This is a genomic window from Gracilibacillus lacisalsi DSM 19029 (genome assembly GCF_000377765.1).
In the GTDB taxonomy this organism is placed as follows: Bacteria; Bacillota; Bacilli; order Bacillales; family Amphibacillaceae; genus Gracilibacillus; species Gracilibacillus lacisalsi.
The window spans coordinates 110,088-136,015 of the sequence record NZ_KB898669.1 but is presented as its reverse complement, the minus strand read 5'-3'; the positions used below and the strand labels follow the sequence as shown (position 1 = coordinate 136,015).

The 25,928-nt window shown below is 36.7% G+C and carries 21 protein-coding genes and 1 riboswitch; of the genes, 17 read left to right on the top strand and 4 right to left on the bottom strand.

From position 1 onward, the window contains the following. Positions 1 to 17: 17 nt before the first annotated feature. The 7 genes from D569_RS0113635 (at position 18) to D569_RS24850 (ending at position 4,635) form a co-directional block, all read left to right on the top strand. Positions 18 to 1,523: a DHA2 family efflux MFS transporter permease subunit gene (locus D569_RS0113635; protein WP_018932990.1), complete on the top strand. Its 1,506-nt coding sequence runs from the start codon at positions 18 to 20 to the stop codon at positions 1,521 to 1,523. Between the two features lie 404 nt (positions 1,524 to 1,927). Next, the gene (locus tag D569_RS0113630) at positions 1,928 to 2,305 is read left to right on the top strand and encodes a GntR family transcriptional regulator (RefSeq protein WP_018932989.1); all 378 of its coding nucleotides are present in this window, start codon (positions 1,928 to 1,930) and stop codon (positions 2,303 to 2,305) included. After that, positions 2,305 to 3,174 (top strand): ABC transporter ATP-binding protein, encoded by an 870-nt coding sequence (locus tag D569_RS0113625; RefSeq protein WP_018932988.1) that lies wholly within the window; start codon positions 2,305 to 2,307, stop codon positions 3,172 to 3,174. The genes D569_RS0113630 and D569_RS0113625 overlap by 1 nt, the downstream gene beginning before the upstream one ends. Continuing rightward, on the top strand, positions 3,167 to 3,775 hold the full coding sequence (locus tag D569_RS0113620) for an ABC-2 transporter permease (protein WP_018932987.1): 609 nt from the start codon (positions 3,167 to 3,169) through the stop codon (positions 3,773 to 3,775). Before D569_RS0113625 ends, D569_RS0113620 begins: the two co-directional genes overlap by 8 nt. Positions 3,776 to 3,792: 17 nt before the next feature. Continuing rightward, on the top strand, positions 3,793 to 4,119 hold the full coding sequence (locus tag D569_RS24860) for a hypothetical protein (protein ID WP_018932986.1): 327 nt from the start codon (positions 3,793 to 3,795) through the stop codon (positions 4,117 to 4,119). Continuing rightward, positions 4,020 to 4,394 (top strand): CPBP family glutamic-type intramembrane protease, encoded by a 375-nt coding sequence (locus D569_RS24855; protein WP_245548505.1) that lies wholly within the window; start codon positions 4,020 to 4,022, stop codon positions 4,392 to 4,394. Before D569_RS24860 ends, D569_RS24855 begins: the two co-directional genes overlap by 100 nt. A gap of 31 nt (positions 4,395 to 4,425) precedes the next feature. After that, positions 4,426 to 4,635 carry a hypothetical protein gene (locus D569_RS24850; RefSeq protein ID WP_018932984.1) on the top strand — a complete coding sequence of 70 codons (210 nt, stop codon included), beginning with the start codon at positions 4,426 to 4,428 and terminating at the stop codon, positions 4,633 to 4,635. 78 nt (positions 4,636 to 4,713) lie between these two features. On the opposite strand, the gene D569_RS0113600 is transcribed toward D569_RS24850, so the two are convergent. After that, entirely contained in the window at positions 4,714 to 6,132 is a 1,419-nt protein-coding gene (locus D569_RS0113600) for a DUF4179 domain-containing protein (protein ID WP_018932983.1), read from the bottom strand. Then, positions 6,125 to 6,652 (bottom strand): sigma-70 family RNA polymerase sigma factor, encoded by a 528-nt coding sequence (locus D569_RS0113595; RefSeq protein WP_018932982.1) that lies wholly within the window; start codon positions 6,650 to 6,652, stop codon positions 6,125 to 6,127. Before D569_RS0113595 ends, D569_RS0113600 begins: the two co-directional genes overlap by 8 nt. Positions 6,653 to 6,848: 196 nt before the next feature. Between D569_RS0113595 and D569_RS0113590 the strand changes: the two genes are divergently transcribed. The 4 genes from D569_RS0113590 (at position 6,849) to pelA (ending at position 16,084) form a co-directional block, all read left to right on the top strand. Further along, the gene (locus D569_RS0113590) at positions 6,849 to 7,901 is read left to right on the top strand and encodes a flavin-containing monooxygenase (protein WP_018932981.1); all 1,053 of its coding nucleotides are present in this window, start codon (positions 6,849 to 6,851) and stop codon (positions 7,899 to 7,901) included. Between the two features lie 383 nt (positions 7,902 to 8,284). After that, complete coding sequence (locus D569_RS0113585; protein WP_018932980.1) at positions 8,285 to 9,223, top strand: nucleoside hydrolase; 939 nt, start codon at positions 8,285 to 8,287, stop codon at positions 9,221 to 9,223. A 10-nt stretch (positions 9,224 to 9,233) separates the two neighbouring features. Next, positions 9,234 to 10,181, top strand: a complete 948-nt coding sequence (locus D569_RS0113580) for a nucleoside hydrolase (RefSeq protein WP_018932979.1) — start codon at positions 9,234 to 9,236, stop codon at positions 10,179 to 10,181. A 683-nt stretch (positions 10,182 to 10,864) separates the two neighbouring features. Continuing rightward, entirely contained in the window at positions 10,865 to 16,084 is a 5,220-nt protein-coding gene (pelA, locus tag D569_RS24015) for a pectate lyase (protein WP_018932978.1), read from the top strand. 132 nt (positions 16,085 to 16,216) lie between these two features. Here pelA and D569_RS22890 read toward each other — a convergent pair whose 3' ends face one another. Further along, positions 16,217 to 16,489, bottom strand: coding sequence for a hypothetical protein (locus tag D569_RS22890; RefSeq protein ID WP_018932977.1), 273 nt, complete (start codon positions 16,487 to 16,489; stop codon positions 16,217 to 16,219). Positions 16,490 to 16,951: 462 nt separating this feature from the next. Between D569_RS22890 and sppA the strand changes: the two genes are divergently transcribed. Together sppA and D569_RS0113555 are read left to right on the top strand one after the other, a co-directional pair. Then, positions 16,952 to 17,953, top strand: coding sequence for a signal peptide peptidase SppA (sppA, locus tag D569_RS0113560; RefSeq protein ID WP_018932976.1), 1,002 nt, complete (start codon positions 16,952 to 16,954; stop codon positions 17,951 to 17,953). A gap of 12 nt (positions 17,954 to 17,965) precedes the next feature. Next, positions 17,966 to 18,430 (top strand): RDD family protein, encoded by a 465-nt coding sequence (locus tag D569_RS0113555; RefSeq protein ID WP_018932975.1) that lies wholly within the window; start codon positions 17,966 to 17,968, stop codon positions 18,428 to 18,430. Between the two features lie 77 nt (positions 18,431 to 18,507). Here the strand turns inward: D569_RS0113555 and brnQ are convergent, their stop codons facing one another. Then, complete coding sequence (gene brnQ, locus D569_RS0113550) at positions 18,508 to 19,824, bottom strand: branched-chain amino acid transport system II carrier protein (RefSeq protein ID WP_018932974.1); 1,317 nt, start codon at positions 19,822 to 19,824, stop codon at positions 18,508 to 18,510. Positions 19,825 to 20,696: 872 nt separating this feature from the next. On the opposite strand from brnQ, the gene D569_RS0113545 reads away from it, so the two are divergent. The 4 genes from D569_RS0113545 to D569_RS0113530 all read left to right on the top strand — a co-directional run bounded on the left by D569_RS0113545 (position 20,697) and on the right by D569_RS0113530 (position 25,852). After that, positions 20,697 to 22,415: a methyl-accepting chemotaxis protein gene (locus tag D569_RS0113545; protein ID WP_018932973.1), complete on the top strand. Its 1,719-nt coding sequence runs from the start codon at positions 20,697 to 20,699 to the stop codon at positions 22,413 to 22,415. A gap of 113 nt (positions 22,416 to 22,528) precedes the next feature. Then, positions 22,529 to 22,626: riboswitch (TPP riboswitch) on the top strand. 164 nt (positions 22,627 to 22,790) lie between these two features. Further along, positions 22,791 to 23,474 (top strand): thiaminase II, encoded by a 684-nt coding sequence (tenA, locus tag D569_RS0113540; protein ID WP_018932972.1) that lies wholly within the window; start codon positions 22,791 to 22,793, stop codon positions 23,472 to 23,474. Beyond that, a complete protein-coding gene (locus D569_RS0113535; protein ID WP_018932971.1) occupies positions 23,471 to 24,730 on the top strand; it encodes an acetylornithine deacetylase in 1,260 nt (419 codons plus the stop codon). Before tenA ends, D569_RS0113535 begins: the two co-directional genes overlap by 4 nt. Positions 24,731 to 25,087: 357 nt before the next feature. Then, complete coding sequence (locus D569_RS0113530) at positions 25,088 to 25,852, top strand: TSUP family transporter (protein WP_018932970.1); 765 nt, start codon at positions 25,088 to 25,090, stop codon at positions 25,850 to 25,852. Positions 25,853 to 25,928 lie beyond the last annotated feature (76 nt).

The window sequence follows — 25,928 nt, the reverse complement described above, 5'->3', positions numbered from 1 at the left end:
ATAAGAAGGGAAAAATTATGAATACACAAGTGAATAAGACACCATATTTAATGATCAGTATTTTGTTTATCGGTGCTTTCGTCTCGTTTCTAAATAATTCATTATTAAATGTAGCACTGCCATCGATTATGGTTGATTTAGGAATTAAAGACTATTCCACGGTACAATGGCTTGCGACAGGTTACATGCTTGTTAGTGGAGTATTAATTCCAGCTTCAGCATTTTTAATTACACGTTTTTCAAACCGTAGTTTATTTATTACGGCTATGTCCATATTTGCGCTAGGTACAGCACTCGCAGCATTTGCACCCAATTTTGGTGTGTTGTTGACGGGGCGTATGGTTCAAGCAATGGGTTCCTCTGTAATGGGACCATTATTAATGAATATCATGTTAGTAAGTTTTCCGCGTGACAAACGTGGAACTGCTATGGGTGTTTTCGGTATGGTAATGATTGCTGCCCCAGCAATTGGACCTACATTATCAGGATATATTGTGGAATACCATAATTGGAGATTACTTTTTGAAATGATTTTACCATTAGCCATTATCAGTTTAGGGCTGGCGATTTGGAAGTTCCAAAATGTGATGGAGCAAAATAAAAATGCTACACTTGATTATTTATCTCTTGTATTATCCAGTCTCGGTTTTGGTGGGGTACTATACGGTGTAAGTAATGCAAGTACACAAGGCTGGGATGATCCAGTCGTGTTAACGACCTTAATAGTTGGTGGTATTGCTTTAATTCTATTTGTAGTTCGTCAATTGAAAATGGATGAACCATTATTAGATTTACGTGCATATAAATATCCGATGTTTGCTCTTGCCTCTGTCATTATGATTGTTAATGCAGTTGCTATGTTCTCAGGTATGATTTTAACACCAGCTTACGTTCAGGATGTTCGGGGGATTTCACCGCTTCATTCTGGTTTAATGTTACTTCCAGGTGCAATTATAATGGGAATTATGTCTCCTATTACTGGTAGACTGTTTGATAAATTCGGTCCACGTATTTTAGCGATTGTTGGACTGACTGTTACAGGGGTCTCAACTTATTTGTTGGCACATGTACAAATTGATTCAACCTATATGTATATTGTTCTAGTTTATTCTTTACGGATGTTTGGTATGGCGATGGTAATGATGCCAATCATGACAAATGGTTTGAATCAGTTACCAACATCGTTAAACCCACATGGTACTGCGATTAACAATACCGCGCAACAAGTATCAGGATCAATCGGAACTGCTGTTATGGTAACCATTATGAACTCTGTAGCGACTACAGAGGGTGAAAAATTAATGAGTGGAGTTGATCCGGCCACCTTAACAGAAGCTTCAACAGCTTCCATGACACAACAGGCATTACTTAGTGGAATTCAGTATTCCTTTTATGTAGCGCTAGGAATCAATATCGTCGCGCTCGTACTTTCCTTGTTTATGAAACGAGTAGATACGAGTGATAAAGCGGTACGAGAAATTGAAAAGCAAGAAACAAGCACTTTAGAACCAGCAGTAGAATAATAACTGAAAGGCGTAGTACCTACATTTTCCTGTGTAGGCACTGCGCCTTTTTAGATAATGGGAATTGTTAAGTTGCCAGTAAAATCAAAAAAGTTGCCAGAAAAGTAGTCGAAGTTGATAGTAAAATCAAAAAGTTGATAGTAAAGTGCCGAAGTTGCCAGTAAAACCTAGTAAATAGCCAAGCAACTTCCCGCATTTTCAAAAGGTACTAACTCATAACAAATATAGAAAAGCCAGTCATGTTGTGCCGATTCTTGGTAGCTCACTACTCCTTTAATTCGAGCGAATGCAATTTTTAAATAGGTATTCTCAAATTATTTTACAATTAATAGTTGTAAAATAATTATTTTTTGTGTATATTGTATATAAAGTATATATACAATATTCTTAGTGAGGTTTTTTGCATGCAAATAATAATTTCGAATAATTCAAAAGAACCAATTTACGAGCAAATATATGCTCAAATAAAAACGCATATTTTAAAGGGTGAATTGCAAGTAGGACAACCGTTACCTTCCATGCGTCAATTAGCAAAGGATTTAGATATAAGTGTCATTACGACAAAACGTGCCTATGAAGAATTGGAGAAGAATGGATTTATTTATTCCATAGTGGGAAAAGGCTCGTTTGTTTCAGAGCAGAATAATGAAATGATTAAAGAAAGAAAAATGCAAGTAATTGAAGAACAATTAACGGCTGCTATTCAAAATAGTAAAGAAATAGGTGTAAGTCGTACAGAACTTATAGAGTTGCTCACCATGTTATACAGGGAGGAAGAATAATGGAAAATGTAATAGAATTACAAAATGTTAATAAATCTTTTAAAGGTTTTCAATTAAAGGATTTTTCTATGACGGTTAAAAAAGGATTTGTAACAGGTTTTATTGGTGGAAATGGTGTAGGGAAATCAACTACTATTAAGCTGATTATGAACTTGCTACAGCCTGATAGTGGAACGATTTCGATATTTGGATTGAACTATAAGCAACATGAGAAAAAAATTAAACAGCGAATTGGTTTTGTTTTCGATGATAATATCTTTTATGAGCATCTAACATTGACAGAAATGAAACGAATAATAAAACGTGCCTATTCTAATTGGGATGACAACCTTTTTCGGTATTATGTCGAACAATTTGAACTACCATTAAATAAAAAGATTAAAACATTTTCAAAAGGAATGATGATGAAAGCTTCGTTAACAATAGCTTTATCCCACCACGCAGAGTTAATTGTCATGGATGAGCCTACATCTGGCCTTGACCCAGTTTTTCGCAGAGAGTTTTTAGATGTATTGCATCGTTTAATGGAAAATGAGGATAAGACGATTTTTTTCTCCACTCATGTAACAACTGACTTAGACAGTATTGCAGACTACATTATATTTATTGATAAAGGCCAACATGTATTTACGAAAGAATCGACGCAAATTGAAGAAGAGTATGCGATCGTTAAAGGGGAAAAGGAACTGTTAGATGCTGATACGAAAAAGGAATTCATCTCCATTCGTAAGTCAAATCACGGTTTTGAGGCGTTAACAGCGAATAAAAACCGTATAGAAGAAGTGTTTGGTCAAATGGTTTTGATTGAAAAACCATCCATTGAAGATATTATGTTCTATACAAAAAAAGGAGCGGAGTGGCATGTTTAATTTAATATGGAAGGATTTAGTTCTGCAAAAGAAAGGGGTAATGATCTTGTTGCCCGCTTTATTCGGTTATATAGTGTTTAATCCGTCATACATTTGGATAGGAATCGTATTTAGTATTGTCATTATACAGGATGTTTTTGCTAAGGATGAGCATTCGTCCATCAATAAGTTACTTAATTCGCTTCCATATACACGTCAAGAAATTGTTACTTCCAAATATATAGGAGCTATTATTTTTACTTTGTTAGTAGCATTAACAATGATTATTGGAGGTATGCTGATTCACAAGGAAATACCTACTTGGAAAGAAATCATGTTAATGGTTAGTCTATCGATGCTAGCTGTTTCATTCATTTTTCCATTTTCATATAAATTCAAATCGCAATATATCTTAAAAGCTTTTCTAGTTCTTTTTGTTGTTTATATGATAGTTATTACTATTTTCATCCATAATTTGAATGATATTTTAAGAGAATTTGTACAAACGATTTTAACTTTGGAAGATCCTTCTGTGTTTTTAGTGATGATATTGTCTATTATGGTGCTATATATCTTTTCATGGTTACTTTCGATTCGCATTTATAGAAATAAAGTATTTTAAAATAGGAGGTGTGGTAGATGAGGTGGGGTGTACTATTATTAGCTGGATGGGCAACGATAACTGGTGGGCTGTTTCTAGGTTCTCTGACAGGAACTGTTGTAGCTGAACAGTTTGGTTTTACTAGAAATTATCGTTTATTGACGCAAGGTCTTGTCATGACAGGCATCGTTGTCCCAATTATTTTATGTTTGTATCAGTACTTCTACCGAATAACAGGTATTAAGCCGAAGAAAGCAATTTATAATTGGAAGAAAGCTTATCACTTTTTTACTGGGATGTTTCTAGCTATCGGTTTAGCTTTTTTGGTATTTTTCTTGCCGCCTCATTTGGTTGGATTTCGATAGAAAAATGGCATACCCCCGATCAATGGCTGATTGCAATACTCGTTAATATGGGTATAGCCTTTTTATATGAGGCATTACCAGAAGAACTCGCTTTGCGTGGTTTTGTGTTTGATGTTTTACGTCATCGTTTTGCGACTTGGGTTGCCGTGCAATTACAAACACTGATATTTCTTTCCGTTCCATTAACAACAACACTACTACAAGTACTGATTGGACTGGCACCTGGGAATAGTATAAATGTTGGATATATTATGCTGATCCTTTTTCGGTATTAGTTTGCAGTTACTGCGTCTCTGGACAGGAAGTTTGTGGACAGCAATAGGTTTTCATTTAGGATACTTAGAGATCACACGATTTGTCGTTAATAATAATTATTACGGTTCGTCGATTTTAAGTTATCAAGAATCTTTTCCTGGATTAGGTGTTTTATTTATATCGCTCGGAATGATAGTAGCTGGTGGTATTGTAGTCTCCCTTTTTATTTTAGGTATAAAGCGTTTGTTGCAAAAAAATTAGACCCATATGTATTATCGTTGCAATAAAAAGGGCCGATCATCGTTATTTTATGAGCGGCCTCTAATTTGTTAGATAATTCTATCCGTTTTGTGCTTGTTCAAGTTGATAAGCTTCCCTTATCGCTTCAATTGCCTTCCCTTTAAATGTTGCCTGATCAACAATCTCCCACTCATCTTTTTCTGTTAATTGATAAAGATGGTTTGTGCCATCAAATTCTTTGTATATGATATATGCTTCTTTTTCACTTGCTTTGTTGATAAAGGCGGTTGGCTTAATCATTTCTTCATCTGTTTGGGGAAGCGAACGATAAAAGCTACTGGAAAATTCACCCCCAAATACAGTTACTGCTGCGTGTTGATATTGTGCGGGATCGCTGGGAACGTAATTAGCCCACTCATCCTCAAGCACATTCCAAGCATAAGTTTGAAAATCGATTTTTCTTAGAGAATGATCTTTATTTATGCTGGTTGTATCTTTTTTAATCGCTACAATATTCTTAGGTGCTAGATCAACAGTTATAGCTAAGTCTGACAGTTGTTCTTGTTCCATATTAGTAATCAAAGTTGGAATAACCGTGATTTCTTCTATTCCTTTTATTGGTTCAAAGGCTCCACGTAATCGTACAATATCTTTATTAAAAGGTGATAAGCGGAGTCGCTTCTTTTCTTTACTGTCTATTTTCTCGAGCTTTTCACCGTCATAGTAAATCTCAAGGTCAAATTTATCTTCTCCATATAAAGGTGTAGTAATTTCCGTATCGATGACGATTGTACTTGGAGTTGTTGTAAGTTCATTAATAGCAAACTGGTAGTCATCAATCTCGCTAGTTTGATTAGGTTCATAGATAGCAATCGTATTATTTCGTTCAACGGGCATGTTGAAGCTCCACTCTCCTGATGTCCATAATACTTCTGAAAACGTTAGTTGAGCAGTAAATTTTTCGGGTAAGGGTTGCTCTACACTGATTAACCCTAGTAGTGAATCACCTTCACGGTGCCAACTTTCATCAAGATTGGAGACGGGTTGTTGATCAATGGTAAGTTGATAAGTCGAACGAAAAATTTCTTGAAAACTGTCTATCTCCTTTTCTGTTTTTTCAGAAAGATCAATGACATAGCCGATTACAAAACGATTGTAATCATAATAAATATCGGTTACCGTAATTGAAATCCCTTGGTCAGTTACGGTTTCTCCGATTTCGGTTGTCATATTGTTACGACTAACATACTCCAAGCCAATATCATAATGACTTAATACCGAACCAATTCCAGGTATTTGCTGCAAAACACTTGCAACAACAGGGGAGAAGTAGGCAGAGCCAACTAGAGAACAAAATAAAGTAGCTGCGATGACAATACTAATAAGTGCTTTATTTCGCAATGGAATAGTTTTTCTTGGTGTATTTTTAATGGAACTAGAAATAACTGTTTCTAATTCTTTATCTGGAACCGGGATCTCCTCAACTTTTTTATGAAATTGGTTAATCTCGTTATTCATTTGCACAATCCTCCTTTTGAAATTTTTGCCGTAGTCGCAGTAGCGTTCTATGCAGTGTTGATTTAACTGTGCCTTCAGGACATCCAATGATGTTGGCAATTTCACGATCTCGATACCCTTCGAAATATTTTAAAATAATAATAGATTTTTGTTTTTCATCTAATTCGTCAAGCAAATTATATAAATCTATTTGTTGATCAAGATCAACAGGCTTGTCTGCTATTGCTTCCATTTGTTCGTGCATAATGGGGGTAACTTTGCGATGTTTGCGAATATAATCGATAGCAGCATGGATAACAATTTGTTTCAGCCAAGCAGATACTTGTGCACTATCACGTATGGTATGCATAGAAATAAAAGCTTTAAAAACAGCTTCTTGGACAATTTCTAACGCATCGGTTTGATTTTTTACATATAAATAAGCAATCTGATACATTTTAGCTCGTTCTGTTTGGAGGATGTTTTCCAATGCTTTTTTGTTACCTTTTTTTGCTTTTTGTACGTCTTTTTTTGTATACATGTTGACCTCCTTTCGCAAACATGACGGATCAGTTATACAAATCGTTCCATTTATTTAATTTAATTTCACTATACATTAAATTAAAGTTATATGATGTCTGCTAAGGATTTAAATAGGTTAGAAAATAGTTGCATTGAATCTTCAACATTTATAAAATGAACACATGAATAATCATTCATATAAAAGAGGTGAACTGATGTACGATACAATAGTTGTTGGTGCTGGTCAGGCTGGTCTTTCTGTTGGTTATTATCTAAAAAATACCGATCAAAACTTTTTACTGCTTGATAAAGGAAATGAAATAGGCGAAAAATGGAAAGAAAGATATGATTCATTGGTTTTATTTACTCCTCGAATGTATAGTTCATTACCGGGATTACCCCTTCGAGGAGACAAACAAGGATTTCCTTCCAAAAATGAAATAGTTTCTTATCTAAAAGATTATGTAGCTCATTTTCATTTACCCGTACAGTTGAATGAAGCAGTAAAAAGTGTTGTTAAAGTAGAAAATAACTTCCTAATCGAAACGAATAAAGGGACTTATAAGGCAAAGAATTTGGTAGTAGCGACCGGTCCTTTTCAAACGCCCTATATACCTAAATTCTCCAAAAACTTATCACCTACTATCAACCAATTTCACTCTGAAAATTATCAGAATTCAAATCAATTGTTGGATGGGAATGTAGTAGTAGTAGGTGGAGGGAATAGTGGAGCGCAAATTGCTGTGGAATTGTCTAAGGAACGAGAGACTTACTTAGCTATCAGCAAAAAATTAAGCTATTTACCATTAACGATATCTAATAAAAGTATTTTTTGGTGGTTTAATAAGTTAGGGATTCTAAGTGCAAAAAATAATTCATTGTTAGGGAAGTTTATTCAAAAAAAGGGAGATCCTATTTTTGGTTTGGATTTAAAACAAGCGATCAAAAAAAATAAAGTAAAAGTGAAGTCTAGGGTAGTCGCTGCAAATAAGAACGTTTTAGTATTTCAAGACAACTCGACACTTGAGGTAAACAACATTATTTGGGCAACGGGTTTTAAGTCAGAATATCCATGGTTACGCATAGAAGGGGTCTTAGATAAAGAGGGACAAGTAATTCATGAAAGAGGAGAATCAACTATCAAGGGACTCTATTTTATAGGCTTGCCTTGGCAATTTAGACGGGGATCTGCATTATTACAAGGTGTAGGATATGACGCAGCATATATTGTGAGAAAAATAAGTGAGCGGTCTATTTTAAAAGTCTAAACAGCGAAAGAGAGGGTTATATGGCATGTTACGTATAGATAAGAGTAATTATAATCAAATAATTCCTCTTCCAGACCAAATTAAACACCTAATCAAGTGTATTTAAATGATGCTTTTATTCCATTTTAAGAAGAAAAAAAGAATATTTTATTTTCTTTGAATAGGAAATGAGATTAGATATCTCTATGAACGTTGCTATATTAGCATTGTGAAATATGTTACGGTGGTATATGTAGCTTCACCGTAAAATTTTGCAAACAATTTTTTGGATCACGGTCGATTACATCATGCTCTGTTTCGCTAACCATTAATTACAGCTAATGGGTACGGTTGTGAGCAGCTTGATTTTAGCAAGCATAAAAAACATAAAGGAGCGAATGCAAATGGCGAAGAAGGTTTATTTAAATCATGATGGCGGTGTGGATGATTTAGTCTCTCTTTATCTATTATTACAGATGGAGGATGTCGATTTGCTCGGAGTTAGTGTTATTCCGGCAGATTGCTATTTAGAACCAGCTGTTTATGCTAGTCGTAAAATCATCAACCGCTTTAGTAACAAAGAAGTTGAAGTAGCAGCTTCAACATCGCGAGGTAAAAATCCATTCCCGAAAGATTGGCGCATGCATGCCTTTTTTGTTGATGCCTTACCAATTTTAAATGAATTTGGAGCGCCGAAAACAAAAGTAGCAGACCTTCCTGCTCACAGGCATATGGTGGAAACTCTCCGTAACAGTACAGAGCCAGTTACCCTCCTTTTTATTGGTCCGCTTACCGATTTAGCACGTGCGCTAGAAGAAGCACCGGATATTGAAGATAAAATTGAAAAGCTTGTTTGGATGGGCGGCACGTTTTTAGAAAATGGAAACGTCGAAGAACCGGAACATGATGGTACCGCTGAATGGAATGCTTTTTGGGATCCAGAAGCTGCGAAAACAGTGTGGGATAGTGGTATTACCATAGATTTAGTTGCTCTAGAAAGTACCAACATGGTGCCATTAACGGTAGATGTACGAAATAAGTGGGCAGCAGAGCGCATAGACATTGGTATTGATTTCCTTGGGCAATGTTATGCAATGGTACCACCACTTGTACATTTCCAAACAAATTCTACATATTTCTTATGGGATGTATTGTCCACAGCGTCTGTTGGTAAGCCTGATTTAGTGAAAAAGAAAGAATTAAAAAGTATCGTTCATTCAGATGGGGCAAGCCAAGGAAAAACAGAATTATCTGATGCAGGACGAACTGTCAACCTTGTTTACGAAGTGGAACGCGATGCTTTTTTTGATTATATAACAGACTTAGCTAGACAGGAAAAATGAGGTGAATAGGATGAGACGAGTAATAATTGATACCGACACAGCAGGTGATGACACGATTGCGTTGCTAACTGCATTACACCACTTTAAAGTAGAAGGTGTTACGATCACAGGAGGTAATGTTGATTTCGATCAAGAAGTAGAAAATGCTCTGTACACGATAGAAGTAGCCACCCCTGTGTATGATGTCCCAGTTTATAAAGGCTATGAAGGACCTATTCTTGCAACAGGTAATGAAAGTCACAGAACGGTTGAGGATGTTCATGGTGAGGATGGAATGGGAGGATCATTTTTTCCAAAAGCACAACAACGACCAGAATATGGACATGCAGTCGATTTTATTATTGACAAAGTAAAGGAATATCCTGGTGAAGTTTCATTTCTAGCGATTGCTCCGTTAACCAATATTGCGATGGCGATCAGAAAGGATCCATCAATTGTCCAAGATATTCCCCATATTTACATTATGGGTGGAACCAATAATACATTAGGGAACATTACACCAGCAGCTGAGTATAATTTTTATGTTGATCCTGAAGCAGCAAAACTTGTGCTTCATTCAGGTATTCCGATTACGATGGTTGGTTGGGATATGTGTACACAGTATTCGATTATGGATGATGCAGATCATGAAGAGATAAAATCACTTAACACAGCTGGCTCTCAATTCTTTATTGATATTAATCGAGTTGTAATGAAATTTAATAAAGAAGTACATCGACTTAATGGGACTACACACCCTGATACATTACTAGTCGCTGTTTCAGCTGATGAATCTATCATGACAAAATCACATGTGTACTATGTTGATATTGAAACAAAGGGTGAATTAACTAGAGGATATAGCCTTGTTGATGTGAACAACAGACTGGAGCAGAAGCCAAATGTCCGTGTTTGTGAAGCAATAGATCGTGACAAGTTTAAAGAAGGTTTGTTGCAAGTATTAACGGCGATTAAATAAAGTGAGTCTATGATCAGTATAATCTTCCAAACCGTAAAGAAATCTAAACGATTCTTGCTTCCTTGCCATTATTGCCGGTACACTAGTTAGTTTGCTAAGTTCAGCAAAATGGATTGAAGGGCGACTACACAGCAAAATAGCAGGTGAAACTAAAACGGTAATCCAGACGATGAATAAAGATAAACAAAAAATAGGTAAAGTATTTACGAAAAGCGGAATTTCTTTATTGACTTAAGGAAATTCTGCTTTTTTCTATGGATGATAGTTTTAAGCTCATGTATTAGTTACCCATAGTTCTTCTAAATTGTGCTAAAAGGCTTGGCTATATGGTCATAATCATTTCTTTATTTCATAATCAACAGTTCTTATAATTTAGTGAATACTATATCTTTTTTCTCATTTCTAACATATTGATTATATTTTTTTGGAACTTACCTTTTTATAATGGAACTTAACCAATTTTATGGAAGGTTTAATTAAACCTTAAAATGAAAAGGTTTCCATAGTAGAGGGGGATATTTTCTTGTTAGAAAAAGATCATAGATATTCCAAGTAGAAGATGATAGTTTCCTTACTTTAAGGAGGTGATAAAGGCAAAATATTATGCGGTATTAGAAGTGCCAATTACATCTAGAAATACCTAATTTAAAAATTTTATGAAGCATGTTACAAGGAGGAAAGTCATGAAAAACGTATGTAAGGTATTATTAAGTTTCATTTTATTGCTCTCATTTATGCAGCATGATGTTCTTTCAACAGTAACAGCAACTACAGAAAAACTACCCTCTCAACCAATCGCATTAACGGCTGAACCATATGACAGTCAACAGGTTGAGTTAAGTTGGATTCCTGGCGTAGGAAAACATATATTGTATGTGGGTACAGGGAATCTAGCAGATGAAATGACAATGGATCATTTTGAATCACTTGGATTCTCAATCACTTTTATAGAGGATAAAGAAGTAAGTGGAGAAGATGCGGGTTCCTATGATCTAGTATTTGTTGGTGAATCATCGAACTCATCTAATATAGGTAATAAGTTTATCGATTCTTCCGTCCCTATTGTTTATGCAGAACCATTTGCACTTGATGATGTTTACTTGTCTGAATCCTCTTCTGGATCATTTGGAAGCTATGAAGATCAAGACTCACTTCAAATCCAAGCTAGTGATCATCCTTTAGCTGCTGGGTTAAGTGGTACTGTCAAAGTGTATGATCAAGCAGGAAAAATTAATTATGGAACTCCTGGTGAAGAGGCAATCACCATTGCTACAGCTTCAGATGATGATAGCAAAGCAACCATCTTTGCTTATGAAGAAGGTGCAGCTAATGTGAATGGAGATCCTGTCCCTGCTCGCCAAGTAGCCACGTTTTTATTCGCTGGTCAAGAAGAATATATGACGGAAGAAGGCTGGCAATTACTTGATCAATCCGTTATGTGGGTGTTAGGTATGGATGATAAGGATTATAATGAAACCTATACAATAAAGCGAAGCACTGAAGACGGAGGGCCATATGAAGTTGTCGCAACAGATATAACAGAAACCAGTTATATCGATAGCGGATTAACGAATTATACGACATATTATTATGTGATTTCTGCTGTGAATGTGGAAGGTGAAAGTGAAGATTCTGAACCAGTCAGTGTGACACCAATTGAAATTCCTGATCCCCCAGCAGCGCCGACAGGTTTGACAGCTGTTGAAAGGAATAGTCAGGTTGATTTAAGTTGGAATGCCGGCGACAGAAAACAGGTCTTATTTGTTGGGACGGGTGTTCCTGCTGATGAAAAAACAATTCATCACTTAGAGTCACTTGGTTTTGCCGTATCATTTATCAAAGACAATGAAGTCTCTGGAGATGATGCACTTTCCTATGACTTAGTGTTTGTTGGTGAATCCTCTGGCTCTGCCTACATCGGCACAAAATTCATAGATTCACCAGTTCCGGTCGTATATGCTGAACCTTATGCTCTGGATGATGTTTATTTAAGTGAAGCAGGTTCTGGCTTATTTGGAAGTTATGAGAATCAGGATTCAATTACGATTGATACTAGTAATCACCCATTATCTGCAGAGTTAAGTGGTACGATTAAAGTTTATAATGAGACTGGAAACATCAATTTTGGTACCCCTGGTGAAGAGGCGATTACCATTGCTACGGCTGCAGATGATGACAGTAAAGCAACCATTTTTGCTTATGAAAAAGGATCCAAAAATGTTAATGGTGACCCAGTTCCTGCTCGTCAAGTAGCAACATTTTTATTCGCAGGACAAGAAGATGTAATGACGGAAGATGGTTGGAAGTTAATGGATGCCTCCGTAAAATGGGCACTCGGTATCGAGGATGAGTACAGTTACAAAGAAACCTATCATGTTAAACGTAGCACAACGAAAGAAGGACCTTATGAAACAATCGCTGAAAACGTTGAGAAAACGACATTTCGTGATACAGAGCTAGAAAATGGTACACGTTATTATTATGTTATCTCAGCGGAAAACATTGGTGGAGAAGGTAATCCTTCAGACGAAGTAAGTGCTTTACCTGAAGCTCCATTACAAGTTCCAACTAACTTGTCCGCCAGTAATGGGAATGAAGAGATAACAATCAGATGGGAACCAGTCGAAGGGGCAGTCTCGTACAAAGTTCTTCGTAGTAAAGAAAAGGGAATAGGCTATGAAGTTGTTCAAAGTGAAGTAACCGAAACGGAATATACGGATACTGGCTTAACAAATGGTGAGAGGTATTATTATGTTGTGTCCGCTGAGAGCGATACATCCCAAAGTGCTAACTCTGCTCCTATAAGCGCGGTTGCTGCGCCGAAAAATGGAGCACCTGCGATTCCGACAGGATTAGAAGCCACTGCTGGTGATGGGCAGGTAGTTTTAACTTGGCCATCTGTTAGTGAAGCTGATACTTATAACATTAAACGTGGTTCGTTTGATAGTGGTGAATATGAAGTCATTGCTACGGATGTGCCGCTTACAAGTTATCAAGACGCAGACTTAACAAATGGTGAAACCTATGATTATGTTGTTTCAGCAGTAAATGAGAATGGTGAAAGCTTCGATTCTGAACCGTTAGCTGTTACTCCGGCAAAAGTGACAGTTGTAGCGAAAGAAGGAGGAGACTTTGAAACGGTGCAAGCAGCAATTGATGCTGCACCAGATAATAGTTCTAAACGACATGTTATCTATATCAAAGATGGCGAGTATCGCGAGAAACTGACGGTACCTGAGAGTAAAACAAACCTTAGTTTTGTTGGGGAAAGTAAAGAAGGTACTGTTCTTGTGTATGATGATAATGCCAACACAATTGGACCTGATGGTAATCCTTTAGGTACATCAAAGAGTTCAAGCATGTTCATCTATGCAGATGATTTTATTGCAAAAAATTTAACGATTCAAAATGATTCAGGTCAAGGCACTGGACAAGCAGTAGCAGCTTATGTTGCAGGCAATCGTGCATACTTTGACAACGTCATGTTTTTAGGTTATCAGGATACTTTGTATACCCATTCTGGAAGCCAGTATTATAAAGACTGCTATATTGAAGGTGATGTGGATTTCATCTTTGGTGGTGCGACAGCGGTTTTTGATAATTGTCAAATCCACAGTAAGCGTGATGGAAGTATGGTAACGGCTGCAAGTACACCACAAGAGAATCGGTTTGGCTATGTCTTTCTAAATTCTCAAATTACCTCAGATGAAGGTATAGAGGACGTGCGCTTTGGTAGGCCATGGCGTCCATATGCAGCGGTTTCCTTTATCAATACAGCAATCGATGACTCGATTGCTCCTGATGGTTGGGATAACTGGGGCGACCAGGCGAACGAGGAAACAGCAAAATATTCCGAATACAATAGTACAGGTCCAGGCGCAAATCCAAAAATGCGTGATTCTTGGACAAAGCAATTAACACCAGAAGAAGCGAATCAATACACGGTTCAAAATGTGTTGAAAGGATCAGACGGTTGGGATCCAACTAGAATTGGAATTATCCCATCTATATCAGCATCCGCGCCGGTGATTTCGCTTGATCAGCAAGACGCAATTGTAAACGAATCAAGCTTTACCATTTCAGGTAAGGTAGACAAAGAAGCAACTGTTTATGTAAATGAAAAAGAAATGGAGTTAGACGAAGATTTTAGTTTCCAGGAAACCGTTGAACTAAAGTCCGGACTCAATACGTTTACATTGGAGGCAGTTGATTCAGAAGGTAACCAGTCGGTACCAACTATATTAAGAGTAGAATACGATCATGAGAAACCTGTTATAACGGTGGATGATATTGAAGGCGAAGAAAAAGGGAATCACTATAACGTGAACTATAATCCTTTTCCTATTACAGGTAAGCTTAATGAAGCAGGAAGTGTAAAGATTAATGGTGAGGAAGTAACGCTATCGGATGATTTTACATTTAGTTCAGAGATAGATCTTGAACCTGGATTAAATAAAGTCAATATTTCGGCTGTCGATCTTGCTGGAAATGAATCCGATCCTGTAACGTTCAAGCTTGTTCCAAAAGGAAGTTCCGTTCCGAACGGCCCCATAAAAATCTTACAAAGTAAAGTTACAAGCTCGAATACGGTGGAAATCACATTTAATAGTAAGCTTAAAGAATTTGATGTTAATGATATTGAATTGCAGTTAGCAACGAACGATTGGGTAGCTCTTAACCCTGATCTCCAGCCAAACATAACTGTAGAAAAGATATCAACAAGGGTTAATAAAGAAAAACAAACAGTAGCGGTGATTGAAACGAAGGAGTCATTCAATGAGGATGGAACGATAAATAAACCAATAAATGAAGATCCACATAACATTCCATATTTAAATGCTCCTTATTATACCGGTGATAGAGCTAATGATATAGAACAAGCTGATGCACTATTATCTTGGCAAATGGACCATGGCGGATGGTATAAAAATATGGAAGATAAATATACTCGTCCGTGGGATGGTAAAGAACCTAAATCAGATATGTATCATCCTGAACATGGGGAACTAGGTGTTATAGATAATAATGCAACAACAAACGAAATTCTCTTTTTAGCTCTTATGTATAACGAAACTGGGGAGACACGCTATAAAGAATCTGTTCTGAAAGGTATTAATTATTTACTTGAAGCTCAATATGAAACTGGTGGCTGGCCACAAGTATACCCTGCAAGGGGAAACTATTCTGATTATGCAACGTTTAACGATAATGCGATGATTCGTGTTATGAATGTGTTAACCATGGTATCAGAAAAGAAATATCCATTTAATACAGATATCGTTACGGAAGAGCTTGCAGAGCAGGTAGACGCGTCTCTAACTCTTGGCGTAGATTACATTTTGAAATCTCAAATTTCAGTAGACGGAGAATTAACAGCATGGTGCGCACAACATGATCCATTTACGTATGAACCGAAGGAAGCTCGCTCCTATGAACATCCATCTATTTCAGGTTCAGAGTCAGTGGGAATTGTGCAGTATCTAATGTCTTTGCCAAACCGTTCAAAAGAAGTGCAGGCCGCAATTGATGGCGCTTTAACCTGGTTTGAAGAGGCTAAAGTGGAAGGAGTAAAATACGTATCAGCTGATCCTGAAGGCCAATATTTCTACGATGATCCAACAACCAATACTTGGTACCGCTTCTATGAAATTGGTACAAATCGTCCTATTTTCTCTGGAAGAGATGGTGTTATTAAGCATTCGATTCAAGAAATTGAACAGGAACGAAGAGATGGTTACCGTTGGGCAGGAGATTGGCCACAAAAATTACTGGATATAGCGAATTCAACAGGTTTTTACGAAAACCGTGCCTATGTAAAAATAGTTGGTGAAAACTCGCAAAATGCTGCAGGAGAAACATTGGAAAAAGGGAGTTTGTACAGAGTCGAAGGAACTAAGCAATAACGATAATTATGTTTAACTAACTTTTAATATAGCCTTAGCCAAAAATGGCTAAGGCTATATTAAATATGGTTGAAACTTGATAGTCCAGACCTCTTACTAAAAGCGAGGAGTTGCTCTTAGTTTTACTGAATTTTATTGTTCATAAAGAAAAGCGTCGTTAGTTTCTTCATCAGCAACTGTTTGTACAGCATTCTGTACTGCATTTGCAGGCTGTGTATTATTTTGGTTTTGATTTGTTAGCATATTTTGTACTGGTTTCGTAAACTGCTGTACTTGAGGATTATTTAGTGCGTTATTAACGGTTTCAGGTAACCGCTGAAAAGTCCCGTTTTGCACACCTCTCGTAATACCGTATATAGCTGCACCTGCAGCACCCACTGCTAATACTCTGTTCATTAAACCCATATCATCATTCCTTTAATAAGATTTGGAACAGTTTTATTTTTTATTCAAACGTCACTTTTTATGCAGTAATTCAATTTCCAATCATTAAGCCTAGAGTGTTTTGATATATATATATAAGGTGATCAGAGACAATTAAAGTGCAGTAGTTGTAATAATGTTAATGGAATGGGGGAAAATAAGGCTAATCAATTAAGAATCCCACCCTCTATTGAAAAAGTCTCCATTTACTGCTTGTTTTAAGTTCCGCCTTAGTACATTTACCGGATATTTCCTAAAATTATCACTTTCGTCTTTTCAGATTTTGAAGATGTCTTACTGCGCATGTAATATATCAATGACAATTTAAGATAAATGTAGTTATTCCTGAAACCTGCATGCAATAACATCCGTACATAATTACAAGAAAAGAGTTTAATCACTAACAAAGTGAGAAATTTACATATAAAAAAGGAGGAAATACATATGAACCAAAAACGCTGGATTGCTTTAGTTGTTGCTGCAGGGTTATTTTTGGCTTCAATAGGCTTTCAGTTTTTCTCAAGCATGGCGACTGCTGATTTTGAGAACATGCTTAATTTTCAAGATCCGGACGATAAATTCGGTGAAAAGGTGATTGAGAGAGGCTCGGGCAACAATAAAATAGCAGTACTTCATTTAGATGGGGTAATTCAAGACACAACACCAAGTACGTTAATTAATACCAATTCTTATAACCATCAACGCTTTTTAGATATGCTAGATAAAGCTGGTGAAGATAATCGTGTGAACGGGATTATCTTACGTGTGAATACACCTGGTGGTGGTGTTGTGGAAAGTGCAGAAATTCATGATAAGATCCTGGAAATTCAAGAACAATACGAAAAACCAATCTATGTATCAATGGGCAATACCGCTGCATCAGGTGGCTATTATATTTCAGCCCCAGCTGATAAAATTGTTGCACATAATGCGACACTTACTGGTTCGATTGGTGTGATTATGGAAAGCTTTAATTTTGCCGAATTTGCTGATGAACATGGTATTGATTTTAACACGATTAAGAGTGGTGAATATAAGGATATTATGTCAATGTCTCGTGAAATGACAGATGATGAACGAGAGATATTACAAACGATGATCGATGATATGTATGCGGAGTTTGTGCAAGTTATTGTTGATGGAAGAGAGATGTCCGAGGATCGCGTCCGTGAATTAGGGGATGGGCGAGTATACACTGGTGCACAAGCACAAAAAGAAGGACTTGTCGATGAACTTGGTTCTTTAGATGATACGATCGAAATCATGAGAGAAGATCATGACCTGGCAAAAGCTCAAGTGATTGAATACGAGCCTGGCTTTAATTTTAATCAATGGTTTGGTGGTACTGTTCAAAGTATGTTTAGATCAGAATCTGATTTAATTGGTATTAAAGATTTACTGCGAGAGAATAATGCGCCACGTGCCATGTTTCTCTATTCACAATAAGGAGGTGTCGGAATGACTGAAGAACAAATGAATGATTCCACTACGCAATCAACGAAATTTCGATATGCAGGATTTTGGATGCGATTCTGGGCATACCTGGTTGATTTAATTATTGTTTTCAGTATTAACGGCATCTTACTTGTGCCATTTAAATTTATCAACGATGGATTCACGATGGATATCGGATTTTGGACCGTTACAGGGATTCTCAGCTCGATCGTATTTTATCTTTACTTTTTGTTGATGACAAAGTTTTATAACCAGACACTAGGTAAAATGATCTTCGGTTTAAGAGTGATTCGTGAGGATAGTCAATCGCTTAAATGGAATGATCTAATCTTTCGCGAGATAATCGGAAGATTCATTCACCGCGTGTTTTTTATCGGTGTCTTTTTGTACCTGTTTGTCGCATTTGGTGCTCAAAAGCAAGGGATTCATGACATGATTGGAAATACACGAGTTGTGTTAGAGGAATAATCCAGATATGAAAAGTGCCTGTTTACTTATAACGATTTGATCGTAATAAGTGACAGGCACTTTCTTTTAAATGATTGTTAAGCTTCTTTTCTCGTAAAACTAAAAATCAAACCTAGTATTCCACCAGCAATTGCCGGAACAATCCAACCTAGTCCTACCGTATATAAAGGAAGTATAGCAGTAAAAAATTCGTCCACAATTTGTATTTTTATACCTGCTGCATTCAATCCATCAAATAAAGCTACAATAAATGTGAAGAAAATACTTACTTGATATACTTCTCTTTTTCCTTTGAAAAGCGGGCTTACGAATGTTAAAACCATTAAGCACATCGCTAATGGATAAAGCATAGATAACACAGGTACAGAAAATTCGATAATAGTAGTTAAACCGAAATTGGAAACAACTGCACTAAACAATGTGAAAATAATTGCCCATACCTTGTATGATACATTTGGTACAATTTCATTAAAGTAGGATGCACAGGACGTAATTAGTCCAATACTTGTCGTCAAACATGCAGCCACCACAATAATTCCAAGAATGATCTTCCCATATGATCCGAAATAGAATGCAGATGCTCCCGCTAAAATCGCTCCACCATTATCCATAAACCCAATCTCTGTAATACTAATTGCCCCAAGATAGGCAAGGGAGGAGTATACAATAGCTAAAAGTACTGCAGCAATTAGTGCAGCTTTCATCGTTGAAACTAACAGTTCCTTTTTGGATAAAGCGCCTTGGTCTTTCATGGCATTAATAATAATAATCCCAAATACGAATGCTGCTAGTACATCCATGGTTAAATAACCCTCTTGAAAGCCTTTGAAGAAACTATTTGTCAAGTAGGCCTCGGTTGGTTCCTGAATCGTACCAATCGGATTAAAAAAGGCAGCCAAGATTAATATTGCAATAACAATCAACAAGAGCGGTGTTAGTACTTTACCAATGATATCTACAAGCTTTTTTGCCTGTAATGAGAAGTATAACGATAATCCAAAGAAAATAATGGTAAAGCTAGGCAACGCCCAATTGTTTGATTGATTCTCCAGAAACGGCATAATCCCTATTTCATAAGCAACCGTATTTGTTCTTGGCAATGCGAACAGTGGACCAATTGTTAAATACAATGCAACCGTAAAAATAAGACCATACAATGGATGAACCTGACTTGCAAGTGACTGCAAATTACTTTTACCTGAAATGCCTAATGCTAGAACAGCAAGTACGGGCAATCCAACCCCAGTTATAATGAATCCTATGTTTGCTGAAAATAAGTTATCACCAGCAGCTTGACCTAATTGTGCTGGAAAGATTAAGTTCCCCGCACCAAAAAATAGGGCAAATAACATAAACCCTACTGTAACGACACTTAATGAACTTCGTGATGACATATTAAACCTCCGTTATTTTTATTAATATCAGATAAATGCTAAATATCAGATTATTTCAGCGACATGTTTCGTCAAAATATTTACAGAATATCATGGAATTATCTGAAAAGCAATCTATTTTTAATAGCTGTTTTTCAGTATGGAATAACAGTTCTCGAAATCGGCATTAGATAAGCCCTACTAAGAATCATATTTTATTTTCTAACTTCGATCTCGTCCTGTGAACAACATCGATACTAGTCTCGAGTCGCTAACTGTTCCTAGTCTGTTTTCTTTAATGAAATTCTAGGACAGTGATGGGGTTGGAATATTATGTTAAAATGGTAGAATCAATGTAAACTGTTAATGGAGGCTAATTATGATCACTATGGTGAGTATTGGTTTATATCTAATAATTCTTTTTAGTATATCTACACTATTATTCTTTTCTTTGACTTTTGTATTAAGAACGCAAGACCCGATGATCGCATACCTTTTATCCATAATTGCGACGCATTTGATCTTAAATACTTTAGGAGGATTGAGGAAAAGCAAATTTTAGATTTTGATATTGAATTAGCTGAGAAATAAAGTTCGATGAGTTGTATGTTACTACCCATTTTCCTGCATTGGTAATGGGATTTTTTTTGCCATTGTTTTTAGTACACGGATAATTTATTATCAACTTCAAGGGATTTATTATCAACCTTTCACAAAATACTATCAACTCCCACCAACATTAAGTTATGAAAGTGGATATATTGATTCAGAAAAACACCATATGTATGATTCCTTTTCATCAGTACTGATAGGTGGAATTATGCCAAAAGTAATGATAATATAGTCATAAAAACTTAATCAATATTAAGTTGGCTATCTACAGGGGGATAATTATGCAAAAGCGGTGGTTAGATAAGTTGAGGTATAAAAATATCAAAATTGGAAGAAAATACGGATTTATTTTAAGTGTAGTATTGATGTTGTTTATCATTTCAACAATTATAGTAGGTGTCTTACTAAGCAATATTAGATCGGATATACAATCGATGGAAGAAAGTGAAATGAATGCAGTCAATGCTACAGAAATGGCGTCGTTGATTCGTGCTAAGGCAGTCAATTTTTATCAATATATGGAAAATCCATCATCTGAAATAATTGATGAATTTAATGAGTCTAAAGATCAAATAGCAGCATTGAATGCCGAATTAGATGAGAGTATGGAAACAAACGAACAGAAAGAATTATATCAGCAAGCGGCTGTCTTAGATAAGTCATTTAATAATGAGTTTGAGGAAGTTGTTTCATACATAAACAGTGGAAACGAAAATTTGGCAGCTAGTCGAGCAGAAAATGCTAAAGAACTCCGCTTACAAGCAGTAGACCATATAGATGAACTAAAAGAGTTACTACATAGCGAGATGGGGGAGGCTTCCAATCGAGCAAAGGAAAGTCAGAAGGTGGTATTAACGTCACTGTTCATTGCGATCGCAGTTTCATTAATTATCAGTATTATTCTCATTAGTCTGGTGAATCGGACCATTTCACGTAACCTATCCAAAGTAGTGTCTGTCAGCAATGAAATAGCACAAGGTAACTTACAAGTAGAAAAGCTAGATTACCAAGCCAATGATGAAATCGGGCAATTGTCAAGGTCTATCAATAAGATGAGTGACTATCTAAAAGGAATGATCCGACAAGTTTCTGAAGTCTCTGATACTGTCAGTGCACAAAGTGAAGAATTAAATCAATCTGCCAATGAGGTGAAATCTGGAACAGAACAAATGGCTGTCACCATGCAGGAGTTGGCGTCTGGTTCCGAAACTCAAGCTAATCTTGCTGGCAATGTATCAAGTAAAATGAGCGAATTTGTCCAAAAAGTTATCGAAGCAAATGAAAATGGTGAACAAATCCAATCAGTATCAACAAATGTACTAAATATAACAGAAGATGGCAGTGGAATGATGAAGTATTCTGTAAAACAAATGGAACGGATTCACACGATTGTTCAAGAAGCTGTAGAGAAAGTCCGTGGTTTGGATGGTCAGTCCCAAGAGATTACCAAGCTCGTGTCAGTCATCAAAGATATCTCAGAGCAAACCAATTTATTAGCTTTAAATGCTGCGATTGAAGCGGCACGTGCAGGGGAACATGGAAAAGGATTTGCTGTTGTAGCTGATGAAGTGAGAAAACTTGCCGAACAAGTAGCTGATTCGGTTTCTGATATCACAGGAATTGTCTCTAATATCCAAAATGAATCTGCTAATGTGTCACAATCATTAGAAGAAGGTTATGGAGAGGTAGAAGCAGGTACAAACCAAATCAAACAAACAGGAAAAACTTTTGAAAAAATTAATCGTTCTATAAGCGAAATGGTAACTAGCATAAATAAAGTGTCAACAAATCTTTCAGATATGTCAGCTTCGAGTAACGAAATCAATAGCTCAATTGAAGAAATAGCTTCGATATCAGAGCAATCTGCAGCAGGAGTGGAGCAAACTTCTGCATCTTCTCAACAAGCAAGCAGTTCCATGGAAGAAGTATCATCCAATTCCGAGGAATTAGCTAAGTTAGCAGAAAAATTAAACAGTCTAGTACGGCAATTTAAACTATGAACAACTTATGGATAAGTTTTGATTATGATGAAAAGTTTGGTGAGTCCATGTCTAATCGTGTTTGCATTTCCAAATATTTGTTAGTATACTAAAATGGAAACTGAATAATTTAACCATTCGGCTAGGGGAGCATGTAGATGCTGAGAGAGGAAATCGACCCTTTGAACCTGATCTAGTTAAAACTAGCGTAGGGAAGTGGAATTGGTAGTTATATAGATTGTTTGATTAGTCTGTACATTACTAACCCATCTCCCTGCATTGGTGATGGGTTTTTCTTATGTAATCCCAAATTTTACTGGCAACTTTCGAAAAGTTATCTGGCAACTTTCATGACTTCTCTGGCAGCCTCTATTCATTAAAAAAGGAGAGTGTAAAATGACTGCAATGTTTACCGATCGTCTATGGAAAAGAGTGGAACCGATATGGAATTCATATCTAGAACATCCTTTTGTAAAGGGATTAGGTGACGGCACACTGGAACAGGAGAAGTTTAAGCATTGGCTAAAGCAAGATTATGTTTATCTAATCGATTATGCAAGATTGTTTGCGATCGGGAGTTCAAAAGCAGAAGACTTGGGGAAAATGGCGACTTTTGCCAAGCTACTACATGGTGTTTTAGATGTGGAAATGGATTTGCACCGTAACTATGCTGCGGAATTCGGTATTGCGAAAGAGGAGCTTGAAGCTACAGAACCATCTGCGATTACTACCGCATATACGAGTTATATGTTGAATTTGTCTCAGCGTGGTGGGGTGGAAAATGTGGTCGCCTCGGTACTAGCGTGTGAGTGGAGTTATAATTTTATTGGGAAATCACTGGCAAAATGGCCAGGTGCATTAGATGATAATTTTTACAGCAGTTGGGTAGAAATGTATAGTTCTAATGAATTTACTGAATTAGCGGAAGAAACGAAACAATTGATGAACCAAATTGCAGAAGGCAAGCCAGAGCAGGAATTAGCAAGACTTGAAGAGATCGTGGTGAAGACTAGTCAATTTGAATATATGTTTTGGGATATGGTTGAAAAGAAAGAAGATTGGCCGGTGAATGCCGAATGAACAGAGCATTAACCAATTTAGTAGATGATAGAAAAGATGAATTAAAGCATATTTTATCTGACCTTATCGGTTTTCCTACCGTTAGTCCGCCTGCTAGAAATACGTCTGACATTCAGAAGTATATCGCGGATTATCTAGAAAAATTAGATTTTGACACTGAACGATGGGATGTCTTCCCGAATGATCCTAATCTTGTCGGGATGAAGAAAGGAATAGATTCTGATACATATAACAGCCTGATTATTAACGGGCATATTGATGTAGCGGAGGTGGGAGATGAATCTAGTTGGACAGTGCCTCCGTTCTCTCTTACTGAAAAAGGTAAATATCTGTATGGCCGTGGGGTTTCTGATATGAAGGGGGCTGTTGCATGTGCCTTGTTTGCGACTAAGCTATTACATGAAGAAGGAATTGACTTAAAAGGCGATTTGCAGTTGCAGACGGTAATTGGTGAGGAAGTCGGTGAAGCGGGAACACTTTCTTGTATTGAAAAAGGATATAATGCTGACTTTGCGTTAGTTGTTGATGGCAGTAATCGTGAAATCCATGGTCAAGGTGGTGTAATCACAGGTTGGGTTACGGTTAAAAGTAAACGTGTTTATCATGATGCAATGCGTGCGGAATTAAATGAAACAGGCGAGGGTGCCAGTGCGATTGAGAAAATGACAAAAGTCATCGAAAGCCTGCGTAATTTAGAAAAGAAATGGGCGGAGACAAAGGAGTACCCTGGCTTTAAAAAAGGTACAACTACTATTAATCCGGCTGTTATAGAAGGTGGACGCCATGCAGCTTTTGTTGCGGATGAATGTCGCCTTTGGATTACGGTTCATTTTTATCCTCATGAAGATTATCGCATTGTTTCGCAAGAAGTAGAGGAATATCTCCATCAATCACTTAAAGAAGACTTATGGTTTGAGAATAATCCGCTTCATTTTGAATGGGGTGGAAAATCTATGATAGAAGATCGTGGTGAGATTTTCCCTTCTGCAGAGATTGATCCAGAGCATCCAGCCATTAAACTTCTCGAAGAGTCACATGAGAATATCGAACAGGAAAAACCTTTTGTTGGTATGTCGAAGACTGTGACAGATGCTGGGTGGTTTAGCGATGCAGGTATACCAACCGCGATTTATGGTCCAGGTAAATTACATGAAGCACATGCAGTTGATGAAAAAATAGAACTAGAAGAGTTGATTCAATTCACGAAGACATTGTTAACGTTTATTCCGGCTTGGTGTAATACTAAGAAACGATGAGCTAAACAAGTACATGTTAATTACAATGGAAAAGAATACTTATTATATATAAAATTACCCTGCTTAACATGGAAGTTTACAAATGATAAGCAGGGATTTCTTATTCTAAACTAGTATTATATCAACTGGACAAATGTTTCTGAGGAGTGTCTGAAAACGAGAAGTGAGTAAGTGAAGTAGACAAATAATCATTCCGTGATAAATGATCAGATACCTATCTTCCTTAAAATCAATTTTGTTCATCCTTCTATGAAAATGAAGATTTATTTATAAGAAATAAATCGTTATAATGGTGTGGTGCAAAATTTAAAGTTGGCAGGTGATTTATTTCATAGCCATTGGAAGGAAGGCAATAAATTGACCGAACTTGATATCTATTTATTACTTATTTTGATCATTTTTGGATTTTTGTCTGGTTTCATCGACTCTGTTGCGGGCGGTGGTGGGCTTATCACATTGCCGGTATTGTTATCAACTGGAATGAATCCATCAGCAGCTGTTGCTACGAATAAACTGGTAGGGACGATGGGTTCTTTTACGAGTGCCTTCGTATTTTTAAAGTCGGGAAAACTAGATTTGTCATCTGTCTATAAGTTATTTCCACTAGTTTTTATTGGGGCAATGATTGGGGCGTGGACAGTGCACTTGATTGATCCTGAAGTCTTAAAACCATTAATGCTGATCATGCTTGGTGTCGTAGCTTTTTATACTGTGGTCAAAAAAGACTGGGGCAGTATTTATGCAGAGAAGAAACTAACAAGTCGTAATCTTCTCATATTTATCATTACCATTTTTGTAATTGGCTTTTATGATGGGTTTCTTGGACCAGGTACAGGTTCATTTCTCATATTTGCTTTTTTAATCATCGGTGCGGATTTTATTAAAGCAGCAGGAAACGCAAAGTTTTTGAACTTTGGAAGTAACATTGCAGCATTAATCATGTTTATCTTTTTAGGTGAAGTAAACTATGCATATGGATTTCCGATGGCTGTTGCATGTATTGCAGGTTCAGTGTTTGGGGCAAGGTTCGCTATTAGTCGGGGGAGTGGTTACATCCGTGCTATATTTATTATCGTAACGTTCTCACTTTTAGCAAAAAATTTATATGATGTATTCTGGTAATCTAGTTCCCGAACGATATATCTGGAGTATGACAAAGGCTCTCGTAAATAGGAATACGTCAGCTTTGGAATAACTC